The organism is Streptococcus sp. KHUD_017, assembly GCF_054861245.1.
Window position 1 is genome coordinate 945,182 of the sequence record NZ_CM142175.1, and the last position, 16,458, is coordinate 961,639.

Annotated in this window: 16 protein-coding genes; 1 reads left to right on the forward strand and 15 read right to left on the reverse strand. The window is 35.3% G+C overall.

What is annotated here, in order from left to right:
- From ACVAMZ_RS04610 to ACVAMZ_RS04680, 15 genes are all read right to left on the reverse strand, one after another.
- On the reverse strand, positions 1-723 hold the full coding sequence (locus ACVAMZ_RS04610) for a hypothetical protein (RefSeq protein WP_461684156.1): 723 nt from the start codon (positions 721-723) through the stop codon (positions 1-3).
- Positions 716-2,377, reverse strand: coding sequence for a hypothetical protein (locus tag ACVAMZ_RS04615; protein ID WP_461685174.1), 1,662 nt, complete (start codon positions 2,375-2,377; stop codon positions 716-718). The genes ACVAMZ_RS04610 and ACVAMZ_RS04615 overlap by 8 nt, the downstream gene beginning before the upstream one ends.
- Positions 2,377-4,230 (reverse strand): hypothetical protein, encoded by a 1,854-nt coding sequence (locus ACVAMZ_RS04620; protein WP_461684157.1) that lies wholly within the window; start codon positions 4,228-4,230, stop codon positions 2,377-2,379. Before ACVAMZ_RS04620 ends, ACVAMZ_RS04615 begins: the two co-directional genes overlap by 1 nt.
- A gap of 13 nt (positions 4,231-4,243) precedes the next feature.
- On the reverse strand, positions 4,244-5,500 hold the full coding sequence (locus ACVAMZ_RS04625; RefSeq protein WP_461684158.1) for a site-specific integrase: 1,257 nt from the start codon (positions 5,498-5,500) through the stop codon (positions 4,244-4,246).
- Between the two features lie 897 nt (positions 5,501-6,397).
- Positions 6,398-7,771, reverse strand: coding sequence for a sensor histidine kinase (locus ACVAMZ_RS04630; RefSeq protein ID WP_445285042.1), 1,374 nt, complete (start codon positions 7,769-7,771; stop codon positions 6,398-6,400).
- On the reverse strand, positions 7,762-8,421 hold the full coding sequence (locus ACVAMZ_RS04635; RefSeq protein WP_414342111.1) for a response regulator transcription factor: 660 nt from the start codon (positions 8,419-8,421) through the stop codon (positions 7,762-7,764). Before ACVAMZ_RS04635 ends, ACVAMZ_RS04630 begins: the two co-directional genes overlap by 10 nt.
- A gap of 25 nt (positions 8,422-8,446) precedes the next feature.
- Positions 8,447-9,184 carry a lantibiotic immunity ABC transporter MutG family permease subunit gene (locus ACVAMZ_RS04640; RefSeq protein ID WP_445285043.1) on the reverse strand — a complete coding sequence of 246 codons (738 nt, stop codon included), beginning with the start codon at positions 9,182-9,184 and terminating at the stop codon, positions 8,447-8,449.
- Entirely contained in the window at positions 9,185-9,928 is a 744-nt protein-coding gene (locus tag ACVAMZ_RS04645; RefSeq protein ID WP_414342107.1) for a lantibiotic immunity ABC transporter MutE/EpiE family permease subunit, read from the reverse strand.
- A complete protein-coding gene (locus ACVAMZ_RS04650) occupies positions 9,918-10,634 on the reverse strand; it encodes a lantibiotic protection ABC transporter ATP-binding protein (RefSeq protein ID WP_414342105.1) in 717 nt (238 codons plus the stop codon). Before ACVAMZ_RS04650 ends, ACVAMZ_RS04645 begins: the two co-directional genes overlap by 11 nt.
- 246 nt (positions 10,635-10,880) lie before the next feature.
- Entirely contained in the window at positions 10,881-11,228 is a 348-nt protein-coding gene (locus tag ACVAMZ_RS04655) for a hypothetical protein (RefSeq protein WP_414342103.1), read from the reverse strand.
- Positions 11,229-11,424: 196 nt separating this feature from the next.
- The gene (locus tag ACVAMZ_RS04660) at positions 11,425-11,931 is read right to left on the reverse strand and encodes an EXLDI protein (protein WP_414342101.1); all 507 of its coding nucleotides are present in this window, start codon (positions 11,929-11,931) and stop codon (positions 11,425-11,427) included.
- Between the two features lie 604 nt (positions 11,932-12,535).
- Entirely contained in the window at positions 12,536-13,201 is a 666-nt protein-coding gene (locus ACVAMZ_RS04665; RefSeq protein WP_414342099.1) for a PIN domain-containing protein, read from the reverse strand.
- On the reverse strand, positions 13,198-14,031 hold the full coding sequence (locus tag ACVAMZ_RS04670; RefSeq protein ID WP_314794897.1) for an ImmA/IrrE family metallo-endopeptidase: 834 nt from the start codon (positions 14,029-14,031) through the stop codon (positions 13,198-13,200). The genes ACVAMZ_RS04665 and ACVAMZ_RS04670 overlap by 4 nt, the downstream gene beginning before the upstream one ends.
- An 8-nt stretch (positions 14,032-14,039) precedes the next feature.
- Entirely contained in the window at positions 14,040-14,372 is a 333-nt protein-coding gene (locus ACVAMZ_RS04675; RefSeq protein ID WP_414342097.1) for a helix-turn-helix transcriptional regulator, read from the reverse strand.
- Positions 14,373-15,034: 662 nt separating this feature from the next.
- Positions 15,035-15,262 (reverse strand): zinc-ribbon domain-containing protein, encoded by a 228-nt coding sequence (locus tag ACVAMZ_RS04680; protein ID WP_178895009.1) that lies wholly within the window; start codon positions 15,260-15,262, stop codon positions 15,035-15,037.
- Between the two features lie 152 nt (positions 15,263-15,414).
- Here ACVAMZ_RS04680 and ACVAMZ_RS04685 point away from each other — a divergent pair, with 152 nt between their 5' ends.
- Positions 15,415-16,437, forward strand: a complete 1,023-nt coding sequence (locus ACVAMZ_RS04685; RefSeq protein ID WP_178895010.1) for a hypothetical protein — start codon at positions 15,415-15,417, stop codon at positions 16,435-16,437.
- Positions 16,438-16,458: the final 21 nt, after the last annotated feature.

Here is a 16,458-nt window from a genome sequence, read left to right on the forward strand (position 1 = left end):
TTAGTAATTGGTTTTACTATCCAGTAAATCTTTGATTGCTACTACCTTTTTAGGTTTTCTTATGTCGCCTTTATCATCTTTACTGTTAGTAGTATCAGAATGAAAGTTAATTTCTGAATCAGCAGTGAGAATATTATTCACCATAAACTCATTTGTAATCACTTGTTGCTCAGATTGAAGTATTCCCTCTTCTTTCAATAATTCATTTGCAATCTCAGGATATACACTTGATTTAATTAGAGCACGTAGCTTTATATTTTCCGTTTCTAAAGCTTTTCGACTTGTTTCCTTCTGGAGCAATTGTTGAATTTGCTCCTTCAGTTCTTCATTCTCATCTTGGAGTTTCACATTTTCATTTTTAAACTCAAGAGCAGCTTCTGCAACCTTCTTGTAGTATAGATTCAATTCAGATAAACCAGTGCGGATAGCATTAGGTGTCCGATTTGTCGCCATGAAACTATCAACATCAATAGTCTTATAAGTGATGACAGTTCGATACTCTTCCTCCTCGTCGTATTTAGCTTTTCTTTCGGCAAGCACCTCTCTAAAGCTAGTATTTCGTCTTAAGGTTGTGTCTGCAACACTTGGAAAGCCATTCTTTCTAAGATAGTCGCCGAATCTAGGTATTTTAAAAAGAGATACATTATTCGAACATTCTTCTTGCAAATATTTTTCAAAGTGCTCTATGATTTCAACGTCTTCTATATGTTTTCTTCTAGCCATTTGATTCTTCCTCTAACGATAGCTGTTTTGCTTTTAAATACTCTTGATACGAGTGACTAACTGATTTTAGCTTTAGTAAAGCCTCTCCAATATCCTCCACATGACCTTTACCTTCTCGAACTCGTTTTATTGCTTCATCAACACTCAGTGCCTCCTCGTCAATGGCCCTTTTATAACTTTTGTCCATGGTGAAATAGTCTTTTCCAGCCTTACGGTAAAACGGGCAACTGGTACAAGCTCCAAGCTCTGCATGTGAGCTGATCACTTTGAGGCAATCTGAAAAATCACCTTTAGCGTAACATGGAGAATAACATCGACCTTTGTTGTCTAAGGTGACATAATCCTTTCCAATGGTGTATTGACGTTGAGCTTTACTTACAGCATAGTTGGTCTGAGAACTGGTAAGTTTTCGATAAACTTGATAACTACTACATTCAATGAATTGACTAAGATTTGAGAAATAATGGGATGAAGTCGCCACATTGTCATGTCCTGCCAATAACATTGCTGTCACTGGACTAGCTCCTTCTGCAATTAAGTTAATCATAGCAATGTGCCTAGTGTCACCAATATGAATAAAGTTAATTTCATTATCCTCTAGCTTTGTAGGGGAGTTTAGATAGTAAACTTGATAACCATATTGTTCAGTAATTATCTCATTGTAGAAATACTTGAGGATGGTATTAAGGTTGGTATAGGTCAAGAAACGATTGTTTACCCCAGTCCTACGTTCCCACCGTTTGTAGTGAGAATCAGTGACAAAGAGTGTGTTGAGCTTTGTTGCTGATTGACTATTTGTTAAGTTTAGATAATCTTGTATGTCCATAGCCAATCTTTTAGGAATCTCATAAGTGGTCTTATAATAATCCTCGGAAATCTTGTGAGATACCGATTTCTCTTTTCCCTTTAAGTTATTACGTCTAAGTGTGAGAAAATACTTACCATCTTTTTCAGACAAGCAATCCCTTTGAGTTAGCAAAAATTCTCTGGGTCTTAGTGGAATCACAGCTGTAATTTGCCACCAAAGATAGAGTGGGAAGTAAAAGAGCCTTTGTTCTTGAGATAAGGCTTGACCCCAATAATCCGCTAATATATCATTGAATGCAAAATAGGACTGGAACTGAGCCAATTGTCGTTGTTGTTTGGGCTTGTTTTGGTAGACAATAGTCATCGCATTATCTAGCTGCTCAAGAAGCTGGCTCACTTCACTATCATCTGGATAGGGAAGACTGGCTAGAAAATCAATACAAAGACTAGGAGAGCTGATTTTAATGACTTCAATGTCTAAAAGAATATCCCGCTTCGTCTCCTTGATCATACGCTTTATATCTCGTAAAAAAGCTTGTAAAGAGCCCAGTACATGTTGATCCATGGACAGCACAATAAAGCTTTTAAGATAAGCGATAAATCCTTCATAATCTATACCAAAGAGAGGCTGATAGAACCGTTTGTATTGAAAGGTATTGACGTTGAATAAAAAGGTAACATTAGCATATTCATTGGTAGTCTCCCATTTATGATGATCAAAGTCATAACTGAGGATAATCCCCTTCTCTATGTAATCATCAAAAACCTCTCTGGCATGACCAATCAGATTGTTGTCGAAAATGGTAAAGTCTGTCACAGTTCGAAATAACTTAGTTGGATCACTCATCATTTAATTAACTCCTTTATAATCTCTTCATAGTCGTTTAGCACATTCTCTCCATATTGTTCAGCTAGTGCCTGTAGCATTTCAGTCAAGCAAGGTTTGAGCTGTTTTTCTATAATCGCTCGGATTTTACCTTTTTCTAGATTGCTTTGCACTTTGACATATTTTTTATTCAATCTGTTAAACTCACCAACAAGTAGTAACAGGGTGGATTTTGTCTGGAGCTCATACTGACAGCCTACACAGTGCATTCTGTCATTATAGGGACAAAACTTGCCCAGGGCGGACAAGAGACACATGCTTTCTCCCTGTTTAGAAAAAGCTTCACCATTACCAATACGATGGCAAACTGTAAGTAGTTGGTCAGGGTTCATATCCTCTCTCACGACTGTTTGGAGGGCTTTTTGAGCCTTTGAATCTGCTCTAATACTCAACTCCAGCGTTTTTTCAATCTCACTAGGTGTTAGATCTAGTTGTTGAATCATTTGAGTTTGCTGGCTAGGGCTTAACTCCTTATACTTACCTCTGGTTACTATCGTTAACAGCATGGATGGAATCATAGATAAAACACCACGTTCGAAGAGTTCTTTTGCAACCATCTCAGGCTGTAATTGACCAAGTTGAGCATCCTTCAAATAAGCAGTTGTAGTTTGGGCAAATTCATTGTAAGTGCCTTTATGACTTCTAGCTAAAGCTGCTAAGAAATAGCCTTTTATATTCAATTCCGATTTTTCCTCTAGAACATCATCTGCCAACATGGCAACAGCTTGTAAGTAAGACTTATTGGCTGATCGACTACTGAAGTCCCGCTCAAGGAAGAGAGAACCAATCTCATCACCCATGTACTTACAAATCCGTTCGTAATCATTGATTTTACGGATAAGAGGCTCTTCGCTATCTGTGTTATTTCCTAATTGATAATGAGATTCACAGATAGCCAATAAGGTTCCGATGAGGACCTGACAACTCTCAGGAACATGGAATTTTAGCTGACTAACATTGGAAGATCGTTTTGTTTTATTAGGTCTAACATTGAGATAGGTTAAACGTGTGGTGATACTAAGAAGGGTTCGTCTTGCCTCACTACTACTCCATGTCCCATTCTGAACGGCTTCTAGCACCCCTTTGGGCTCTCTAGGCAGTTCTGGATGGCCAAGACGTTCAAGGTCTGTTGTTCGCAAGGCACAAATGAAATGAAGGGCTAAGTATAGCCAAGTATCGGCATAGTTCTTTGAAGAAGCTGCATGATAGAGCATATCCTGCTTTTCAATATAGGCATCGTTGAAGAGGTAATACATGAGTTCTAGATAGTCATCTAACTCATATGCCCCATTTTTATCCTCTAAGGTGTATCTGGCCGTCATTTCAAAGCTCTTACGATAATGAGTAATGCCTTTAGCCATCATCCATCTGATAAAGTCGTTTAACTCTTCACCATAGGATTTACTGAGCACTTCTGTTGCCTCTTGAACCAGCCGTTCTATTTCACTATCACTGTAAAGAAACAAATCCTTGGTTAAATCATAAGCAAGAAAATCTTGAAGGTAGAATCTACTACTTCTGGACAACTTTTGCTCTTTTGAGAAATCTTGAAACAGCTCAAATGTCATTGGGAACTTCTGTTTAAAAATAGGCTGTAGGCCCGTTAAACCCACTGGACCAGATAGGAAAGTCTTTATTTTGTCAGTCAATAAATGGGCATCTGATTCTGATATGCTAAGGTTTGTCATATCTACCTTAATACCAAACCAAGCGTTATCAAGTAAAAACTGACTGATGACTTCTCTGTTCTCAGATGTATCAGCATTTAGTTCTGCTAAACTCTTCTCCAGAATATCCTTCACCAAATAAGCCATTGCTACTCCTTATCTATTTACCATACATTTCACTTGCTCGCCAGTTCATATAGTCAAAAACCCCGTCATTGACTTGTCCATATTGTTTTGCAATCTCTCCCTTGTTTTGCAGGTAAACCCATGCACTCTCAGGCGATTTGTCACCTCTTGCTGACATGAGCTCACTGATTTCAGAAACTCCTGATAAGACTAACTGTGTCGTGTACCAATGTCTAAAGATATGCGGAGAGATATTGTGCTCTTGTAAAAGCCTGCCAAAGAAAACAACCTCTTCATCGTCAGCATTGAGATAAAGAGGAATCATCTCTTCACGAATGATTTTACGGAATCGTTGGTAGTACACGTCATAGGTTAACGCCTTGCCTTGTTTATTCAGATTGAGTGGCCCATAGTCCTTCTCATACTTCTTACCTTCCAGATAACTCATATAGTCATTGTAGGTGTCTAAAAAGACCTCTAAGAAGATATAAGGTACTGCTTGAAGTCTTTCCTTTTTAATCCGTCCAGTCGGCTTTAAATCGCTTCTTAAAGGTATTTCTTTTCGTAAGTCAATTTCAATCTTAAATACTTGACCATCACTTTGGTGGAATAAAATACCTGGTCCTAGAGGACTATCTTCACGTCTTACGTTACATACTTCTGATGGTCTTAAGCCTACAAAGGCTCCCAAAGCCACAACCATGAGTAAATCCTTATGATAGTGTGCAATGTGAGAAAACAACATCTCAAAAGCACTATTTGGCATATCACGAAAAATAGCTTTCTCAGTGTTGCTATCATCCACGTAGATTTCAAAATTTGGTTCTTTACGTTTTATAACCCGTCCTCTACTATTCGTAAAGGTTGTCGTAGAATATAATTCTTCTGCTTTTAACTTAGCCTTCTCCTTTCGCTCACTTAAATAAAGAGTCAAGAAGTCAAGAACTGCATTTACGCATTTTTCAACGGTACTTTTCTTTCTTTTTCCGTTATCCCCTGGTAACTGAGATAATCCATAAAGCGTAAGAAACTCTCTGACCATCTCAAGTGTAAGTTGATCTACACTTTTAAGTCCAAGAGTACCAAATATGAAATTAAGAAACTTAACAACGTAAGAAAAGCGTTTATTCCCATCATCCGAAATCGACTTGATTCTTGAAGTAGATTTAACATAACGATGAAAATCAGTAAATTGTAAGTTGCCGTCATCGTGTTTCAGAACGATAAATTGCTTTGTCACGATGTTGTTATCACCTAAAACCAGTGAATGTTTATATACAACAAATCTCATGTTATCTCCTTGTTTAATATGACTGAAGGTTCTGACTGGGGTTTAGGATGTCAATACACAAAAAAACGATCAAATCAGTACCATTTTCCTTTGTGCTCTAAACTGCATAAAGGGAATATCGATGAGTACTTTCATTGATCGTTATTATTATTTAAATTAATTCAATAATAAAAGTAACTTCATCAAAGTAATAAGAGCAATTAATTAGCTCAGCAACAACGATAACCACAGCAACTCCTTCTAAACGATGAAAGGAATATCCGCCGTGGCTATCTATTTACTTTTTTTCTTTTACTTTTGTAAGTTACTTTTGTTATTTTTACTTTTTCTGTATTATATCATATTTTGATTAAATTGTCATCTGAGATAGTGATTTTAAAAAAGCTGGAATTTTTTTCAATTGTATATTTTGACAATAAAAAACACTTTAATATCAATTTAATGATTTTAGAGCGTTTTTAGCTTATTTGATTTTAAAGTTGTCGTCTATTCCTCAGAATTACTTGAAGAACAGGAAAAATTCGACAACAAAGTAAGTCGATCTATTCAGTTATAAAACCTATGAAGGTCTTTCTGCTGGAACTAGCCACTCCTACTTTGGAGATGTAGATTATACTCTTACTTATTCAACTGATAATATCCCTCATGATTTCTCCTCATGATGGGTCTGTGGGACTCAAAAGGTTTGGGAAACCTTTTGAGGATTAGTTTCGTTTCACTAACAAACTCACACACTCCACATGTGGTGTTAGCAAACTTCTATATTATAGAACGAAAGTGATAGAGTTGTTGTTTAAAATTAAACTTTAGAATGAAAATATATTATAGTTCCCTTTTTTCAACTTTATAGCTGATAATTGAAAGCATTTTTTTGTCTCAATCCAAAGCTCGTTGATTCTATTCACTTGACAAAGGAAGTTTCATCACTACAATCGCTCCTTGTCCATTCTCACTGTTCTTCAGTAAAATCTCGCCATGATGAAATTCCATAATCTTTTTCGCAGAATATAAACCAATTCCATGATTCTTCTGCGATTTTCTACTCTTATCACCTTGATAGAAAAGTTCTGTTGCATGTGTTAAATCTTCTTTCGTGAATCCAATCCCATTATCTTTTATTTCTATATAAAAGTAATAACTGTCTGTTTCCAATTTTAGTTCTAGCAATGGCCTTTTTTTAGAATGTTCTATCGCATTGCGAATGACATTTAAAACTGCCCTTTCAAGAAGTTTCAAATCTACATTCATGATTCTGTGTTCCACTTGAATACTTTCTTTGATCGTAAGAGAATTCGTGTCTGCAATCTCACGAGCAGCTTCTTGAATACTCGCTGTAACATCTTCTACAGAAATCTCTTGTAGCAAACCATCTTCCCACCGATCAGACTGTCCTACTAAAGTCAGTGTCTGTGCATAATCAGAAATCCGGCTGGCATTTTTCAAAATAAAATCCACATACATTTTCTGTTCACTTGTCAAAGGCGTATTCTTCAGCAATTCTGCATTGCCTTGCACAATAGAAATAGGCGTTTTTAAATCGTGTGTTAAAGCAGATATTTGATTCCTTCGATTTTCTTCCTGCACCCAGTTTTCCTTTAAAGAATTACCTAGTGCAACTTTCATTTCATCCATACTACATAGGACATGATTAAATTCCTTGATATTTGAACTGCCAATTTCAAAATTAAGATTTTGTTTGGCAATTTCTTCTGATGCAATCAACATTGGAACAAGCTGCTTCGATAACCTCTTAGCCCAAACAAAAGTAATGAAAACAATACTGGTAAAACTAAATACGATCAGCAAGATACCGAAAACCGTATTGAGTTTCGGAAAGTATCGCTCCATCCACGAATTGACATATTGAGGTTCAAGGGAGTATTGAACTATCAAATAACCATCTATCCTTTTTATTTCCATAAATGCGGATGAGGCAGTAGAATATACTTCCCGATTATGAAACTGTAATGCTTTTTCTTTTAAGGCTTGATCCATATCCGAATCCATCACCTGTCCATCCTCAGAAAGAAGTAAAAATTTTGTATTATCTGGTAGTACAGAGGAGTCAAAAGGATCGGATTGCGATAGAACTGTCTTGCTCTCCGATATCTGCTTTTCCATGTGATCTGCTGGAAGCACAAAACTGGAGACAGAAAACAGGAAAAAGGAAAGTACGGCCAATCCTAAAGCCAGCAAAAGCCCACCACCTACACTTACTAAATATTGAATGAAAACAAATTTCAATGATTTGCCCTTATGATTTATTCCCATTTATATCCAATCCCCCATACAGTCGCAATCGGAGACTCACCAAACTGTTGGAACTTTGCTCTGATATTCTTAATATGCTCCGAAACAGCGGAAGGAGATCCAATCCCATCGAATCCGAAAACCATCTCGTAAATTTGTTCTCTGGAAAAAACTTGTCCTTTTCGCTTAGCTAAAAGCTCAGAAATCTGATATTCCGACTTTGTAAACGACATTTTTATATCCTTTACGTAGATTTCGTTTGCAGATAGGTCAAAACGAATATTACCCAGATGTAAGCTGGAGTGCCTTTCTCTTTTTTCCCTGCGAAGATGAGCTTGAACTCTTGCGAGTAATTCGTTCATTCCAAATGGTTTCGTAATATAATCATCTCCACCACTTACTAACCCTTCAACAATATCAGACTCTAATGACTTTGCTGTTAAAAACAAAATCGGACAATCTACCATGCTGCGAATTTGCTTGCAATAAGAAATTCCATCTAAATCAGGCATCATAATGTCTAATAAGATCAAATCATAGCTAGCCAGCTTACGCTGATCAATCTGAGCAGGGCTTAGACAGCAGTCAACAAGATATGACTGCGTCCGCAATACATTTTTAACGAGTTCAAGCATATCCGGATCATCATCTACCACTAGAATTCTTGTCATATCCCATCCTCCTTCCTACTAAAATTTATTCATTGATTGTTCTACCATTCCACCATTTAAACCAAGCCAGTGATCCAATCATCAATACAAGCAACATTGGAATTGCAACATAAGACCATTTTATCAACTCCATGTACATCAAGCTTTGATCGGTCATTTGTTTAGACAAAAGAAAGGTGGAAGTCAATCTTGTTGGCCAAGCACAAGGTAAGAAATACCAGATTTTATCGCCTAGTCCTGTCATGCAAAGAAATGCAAGTAACATCTCAATAAATCCAAGACCAATAGAAGCACTCCCACTTATTGCAAGGGACAACCATAAGTGAATGAGATATACCGAAATGATCCCTACAAAGAGCAAAAGAATTTCTGCAACCCCATCGGCTAAGGTTTGGTTTCCAAATAACAGTGTAAATATTCCAATCGACAATGTGATTGCTACAAAACTTCCAAGCAGCAGCACACTGAGTTTACCTAAATACGATTGACTTCTTCGTTTTGTTCCTGCAAGCAAAACTTGAAATCGACCAGCTTCAAATTCCATATCAATCATTTTTGCTGTAAGCAATCCAATAATTGTTGGCAAAAGTCCACCTAAAATTGAAGCATAGCTTTGATAAATCTCTGCAATCGGAAAATTTTTTAGGGTAGTTACCTTAGCAGCTCCCCAAAATAGAAGTGCATAAATAATTGGCAGTAGAATATGAATCCAAGGAACCCATGTATGTTTTAACTTATATAGTTCTGATTTTATCACATTCATTTACTTCACCTCAATCCTTGAAAACCACTTGGCAGTAATCATTGTAATTAGCCCGAACAAGACAACTGAAGAGATAACAGGAATAAGAATGGAAGTATTTTCAATAAGTGGATGATTGGCGGTTACCGGAAGCCCATTTGGTAACACCTTAAGAATCGGAATCATCAATCGAATTCCCCATGTATATGGACATAGCATCCATAAAGAAGAATCTGCAAAAACGACTCCTAAACCTAATCCGATGATGACATTACTTGCTACACCAACAATAAACCCCAGTTTTTTCACCAAGAAAAAGCAAAATGGAATTTGCCATAGATAAGTAATCACAAGCAGCACACTTGCACTGAACAAAGTAGGGAATACATAACTTGATGTAAGTTGTTTTCCTACTGCAAATTGAAGAATATAAACTGCAAATAGATGAACCAAAGCAGCAACCACAATGTACAAAAGCGCTGTTAAAACCTTTGCAATCCACACCTTCGTTAAACTTACGGGAAGCGAATAGATTGCTTGATACTTTAACTTTTTATCTTCTTTTCTATGCATTAAACCTGGAATCAAGGCGAAGGTTACAGGCATGATCATCGCATACCACCAATTAAATGCATTGATTGTAAAATATGATTGCATTAAAACAAAAGAAAACAATACCGTAACTAGAGGAAGAATAAGCATTAGTTTCTTTAAATTACTATGCTTATGTTTTAGATTTTCAGCAAGCATATATTTATAAAGCATGTTCGTTTTCCCTCCTTCCCTTCTTTACAACATTCATGAATAATTCTTCAAGGTTTTCCTGATGGTTGATTGCATTTTGATATTCCAAACGCCCATTGTTTATAATCCCAATGTGGTCTGCAATTTGCTCAACTTCCGCCAGAATATGACTAGATAGGATAACGGTAATTCCTTGTTCAGGAAAACTTTTTATTAAATCCCGTAATTCTTGAATCCCCAATGGATCTAGCCCATTTGTTGGTTCATCCAAAATAAGCAAGCGTGGATGATTTAATAATGCAATTGCTATACCTAATCTCTGCTTCATTCCGATAGAGAACTGCCCACTTTTCTTTTTTCCAGTATTCTTTAAATCAACGATTTCAAGCACTTCTTTGATTCTGGAATCCGGCAGTCCAAGAAGTAATGTTCTTACCTTTAAATTTTCCCACGCTGTCAGATTGTCATAAAGAGGGGGCATTTCAATTAACGCACCTATCTTTTCTAAATCTGCTCTGCTCCATGGCTTATCCTCAAATAAAATTTCACCGGAAGTCTTATGAAGCATTCCCGTAATCATTTTTAAAGTCGTAGATTTACCGGAACCATTGGGTCCCAATAATCCATATACTGAGTTTTTTTTAATCTGTAGGGAAAGATTAGCAACTGCTTTTTGTCTGCCAAATTTTTTTGTCAGTTCCTTTGTTTCTAAAATATATCTATTCATTATGAAATCCTCCTTTTAATGAAAATATAAAACATAATTTTAAGGATTTCATAAGGATGGAAGTGATTTTGCAAGAATTTGTTTAAAGTACATCTCCTTTAGTAACGACTTAAATTTTATGTTCTTGAGATACTCAAAAAGAGATGCAGCTCCCATATTTTTTTCTAGTGCTTAACTCATAAAAAAATGGACAGCTCATACCGTCCACATTACGTAGCTGTTCTTGGTTCTGCCATTCATATATATTTATTTAAACGGTAATTCATATACGGAATTACCCTGCTCTGAGCCTCCAAAAGTAACAACCACAGAATTCATCTTCCACTCAACTCTATACCATCCATATCCGCCATCATCAGCAACATCTACATAAAAGTCCGAAGGCCCAAATACTTTATAATGAGCATTACCAAAAGGCCAATCTGGTTCTCCAATTTCATATATAATGATGCTTTGACTGCCATCTTCTGATGATTCACGGTAAACTTCCCTTAGTTTTCCATTATTTTGAAAAATGAATATTTCCATACCAAAAACTACTAGCAATACAAGTGTTTCTATGATTAGCAAAACCACTAAAATGTTCTTTCTCATTTTGGTGTTTCCCTTTCTATGAGAGCTAATTTAAGGGAAGGATTATATCTGCGTTCTCTAAATAAACGATTGTTTCCCGTCTCCCCTCCCACAATCTCTGCCAGCTCATCTACACCTTCCTTCTTATATTTTCTGATCATTACCTCTTGATATAGAAAAAGCAACAAACAGGAACGTCATTATAACCATATTTACTCTAAATATCTAAAAACTCATAAGGCTTTGCCGAAAGAGAAGATTCACAGCACTCGGCAAGATACGTATCCTTCTCCTTTAGGCTCTCTATGTCCGGATATACGTTTAACACTCTGTCACCCAGATTCCAAAAATCATGTGACCAAGACTGCGGGTTTTCCCATACGTGTGGATTCCCTTTCGCCCAATTAGGAAGCTCCTTGCGAACCTTGGTTGCCACTGCAAGCTGTCCTTTTGCAGTTTTATAAATCGTGTCAATCCTTATTCCACCGTCTACCGGACGTTCTACACGAGTAATCTCCATACCATAGAACATTACCTTTCTTCTTACCCCTTTTTCATAGAGGTTTAACTCAATCTTATCATATCCTTCGCTTTTGTTGCGTTGAACACTTAGAAAGTCCTGAAGTGCTTGTATCACAGCAGCAGAAATACTTCCGGCGTACTTGGCAGCATCATCAAATAGGTGTAGATCTGCTTCTGCAACATAAATATTTTTTGTGACCATAACCATACCTCCTTATTTTTTGTAACTTGTATCTGAAGTTTAGTATCTATATGATTATGAACATAATTATAACCATATAGAGGTATTTTGTCAAGATAGACTGTCTTTCCATCATTATGATGTTGAAGACTGTGATTCTTCACTGATACTGGGAGCCTAATCTCAAAATGCGATATATAAAGTTCTTCGTTTTTGCACAAAAAAATAGAGGATGATTCTGCAACCATCCCCCATTACTGTAATAAAGTACTTCCTCAAATAGTAATAGAAAAATAAAAGATTACCTTCCTACGCAAAAATTCCTCTTTGAAAAAATTAAAAAAAGAATCGATGACAAAAATGATAAAGTGAAAATAATTCTTACTCGCTCCTTTGCAAAATGGTACGAAGCCATTGAAGGTTTACGAGATTATAAGTATTGTTATGAAGTTAATAACACTAGGAATTTTTCACTAAACCCAGCTCAGATATATAAAGTACATAGAGAGTCTGTTGAAGATAAGTTAAAAAGCATAATTTTAAAATAATACAAAAAAAAGAATCGACTGATTCTTTTTTTAGATTAAAAGAAGTAAAATTACTTATTCAATAACAAGGTTTATTGCTATTGGTTATTTGTTTTTAAAGATTGTTGCATATTTAGTATTTTATTTTTTAGGCTAACTTTTTGTTCCTTTAACGCCTTATCGAGCCACCTAGCATCTTTACTATCCTGATTTAGGGTAAACCGTCTTAAAAAATTTTTTAGCTGTGTTTCAAAATTCCAATTCATTGTTGATGTAATATTGATTTTATCAAAATACGATATTGCTTTAGAAGCGTCTATTGTTCCAAAAATATAATAGAGAATAATAACTTCCGCAAATGTAAAAGGCATAACTTCATCATCATATTGCAAAAGGCTTTTATACGGTCCTTTGTATTTTGTATCATCAGTGACTAAACAGCATGTACCTAGTGTTTTTGCTAAAGCGATAGCATGTGCCTCGCCTTTATCCCCCACATTATACATCATTTCTTGAACTTTAGCGTGTCCTTCAAAAATCTGGAAAATTCCTTCTCTAGCCATTTTTTCCTGTGAAAATAATTCCAGCTTCCCTGCTTGAATATCTAAGTTTACATTAGGGAGAATATCTTGCCCATGGTTTTTTAATTCAATTAAATAGACTTGGTCACAAATATAGATAGAATCAAAATACCCAAAAAGAATATTTTGACATCCTGCTCTATAAAAATGAATAATAGTATTTGTATCCAGTGAAGCGTTCAATCACTTAATCCTCCAATTAAATCATCCAAATTTATATCCTCTGCATCATCTTCCTGACTAAAAGCATTATTTTGTTCAATTTCATCCTCAAAATCTTCAAGTGAAAGATGATAATATCCTAAAACTTTTTCCAATGTTTCTTTCGGCATTGCCCCATTATTAAAGTTATAGATTGCATACTGTGAGTACTCTTCAGGAATGACTATTTCCTCGCTAGGACGATTTAAAGCAGAACCACCATCAACTGATTTAATAAGATTCCCTACTTTGGCTTCTACTTTAGCAACATTTAATAACGTTTTTTTATGTTCATCAATGAACTGCAAACTACATAATCTATTAACTACCATGTCAAAGCTAACGTTAAACTCCACCATCATTTTTGCTATATCTCTTGCTGAAATATTTTCACTATCCTCAATTTCGAAATAAATATAACCTTCCACTTTTTCTTGTGGCATCAATAGGCAAGCTGCAAAATAATTTGCTTCGTGTTCTTTTTCATCAACGTCTGAATCTGAAAAAGTTGAATTATTATCAAAAAAAGCTTCCATATTTTCAAAATGGAGAACAGCATGGCCAATTTCATGAGCAAGTGTAAAAATTTCCCTTGAAAGACGAATACTTGTATTCGTAAAAATAATAGTATCATTGTCTCTTTTTAATGTAAAACCAAGATCTGCATCCTCACCCATAGGATAGCGAAAAAGCTTGATGTTAAAATTTTTACAGTCTCTGAAGAGATTTACAATACCATACCTTGTCGTGGTACACTGTTCTCTGATCTCATTTGCCTTCCTTCGGATCTCTTTTTCTCGTAATTTATTCATTGAGTTACCTACTCCTTATCCTGATAAGTTAATTTTTCATACAAACGCTTGTTTGCATAGAATAAATCAATCATATAGAGCATGTCACGTGTTGATTTTTTTTGTTCTCCTGATCTATAAGCTACAGATACTTCTTGATCAAGTACTTTTGTAATATCCTTAACAGTGACATCAAAAGCATCAGCAAGTTTTACAAGAATTTCTAATGTTACACTATTAATGCCGTTTTCAATTCGAGCATATTTTTGTCTACTTATTCCAATTCTTTCAGCTACTTGTTCTTGAGAAAAAGATTTAGCGCTTCTTAACTCTGCTATTCTGTTACCAATTTGTTTATTCATCTCCTATACCCTTATATTTCCTTTCTAACCTTATTTTATCACGATAACAACTCATTTTCAAGATACTTGTCACAAAACTATAACTTTCTGTTTTCATTTGCTCAAAAAAATAACAAGAAAGTTCAAAGTTTTATTGACTATTAATATTCTGTAACTTACTCTCAATAGGAACATAAATAAGCTGCAAAAAATGTACAATTGAACCACCACTTCTTCTGCTATTGCTTGAGTATAAAATGTACAAATCAATTCCTTAGATTAGAGAATATTATGTACTAGAAAACATACAAAATACCACTCCATAATAATGTACAAAACAAAAATAAAGTACACTTTTTAACGAATGTACTTTATGCTTCTAATTCAGTTGTATCAATAGTTTAGCTCTAGTTTAGTTAATTGTACATAAATTTTTAGTTTTTATGCAATATCTAAATCTTTGCTAGTATAACCAAAAATTTTTTTAGAGCTAATTATTCTTAATTATGTACTTTATTTAAGTGAACACTGAAAATTTTGACTACTCTCAATTCAGACGAAAATGTACTTTATTTAAGTGAAAACTAAAAATTTTTAAAATGTACATTTTGACAACAAAAAACACTCTATAATCAATTTAATGAACTTTAGAGTGTTTTTACTTTGTTTTATTTTAGTATTCTCTAGTATATCTTTAATCTAACAAAATGCTCCTGTTTTCTTCTTAAACCTTTGCAAATTGGGCAACTTATTAATGAGCGCTTTTTATACTTAATTTTTTCATTAATTTTAAGTTTGTATCGATGATTTGAGTTTTCTTTACATATCCACCATACATTAGTATTACTTAATTCAGTTATTTCAGTTGGATTTGCTATTAGGAGGTTATTTAAATAATCCCACTCATGCATTAGAGTTTGTTGTGTCGTTGCTAAGTCGTTAAATCCTTTTAAAACTTTTTGATTCGTGCACAAGTATGTAAATATTGTAAAACAATTTCAAAATGTGGTAGACTAGATATGAATTTTGATGAACGATAATTAGGTCAGAGAAAAGGTTACAGATGGAAAGATTAGTTTTTATTGGGTTGCTAGTGTTCTTGGCAGTTGTGTTTATTGGAATATTGTTTTGGCTGCGTTTTAGAATGAAGAACACCTTTGAGAACGGTGTTCCAGTGTACGATGCCCCAGCAAATAATCAGACTAGGACGAGTAAGCTAAGCGTAGGAGAGTATGCAGTGCACATAGTTTTAATACTAATTAGCGCTGTAATTGCCTTTAAGGTCATGGGCATGTTCCGTCATGGGGCGGCGCCAATTGGTGCTGCTATAATCACGCCTTCTATAATGGCGCTTTTCAATGCACGAAAGAGAACCGGGAAATCTTGGATAGGTATCGTTGCAGTTCTTATGATATTCGTGTTTTTGATGTTTGTATATATAATTATAGGTCTACCTGATAACGCACCTCCACTTAAAATTGACAGAACTGAAATTCATCTTACAGAGACTAAGATTTCGGATTTGATAGACCAGGGGTTTGAAATCTATGTGTCAAATGGTAGACATGATTATCCTAATTATAATGAGCTTTTGACATCGGGAAGCTATTATAAATACCAAGGTTCCGGTGTAACAGTGCCAAGCGGATTTAAGTCATATGACTCTGCAGTCACACGATCGACTTATCTTCTTGTAAAGAAGAATGTAGTAGTTGGCTGCATAGGTGTTTACGGGCATAAAAAGAGGTATGAGGAACTGAAGGACTGTGTAGTTACGCAGGTTTGCTTCGATTCTGAATGCACAGCTGCTGCTAAAGAATATGGAATCTCATATAATATAGATGGTATAGATTTGCTAGAGAAGCTTGATGAAAATAAGTTTAAGGAAGTATTTGGTAAAAAAATATGGCTGACTCCAAGCAATCCGAGAGGTGAATATTTGGGACATTACGGTGTGCAGTGGGGAGCAGGTAACAATGAATTCTTTTGGAATCATTATTTTATGAATTTAGACCTTGATTCGAATAATAATATAGTTAATTTTAGTTTTAAAGTTCATATTGCAGGTGAACGAGAGAATAATTAGCAAGGATAGTTAGATAAAATG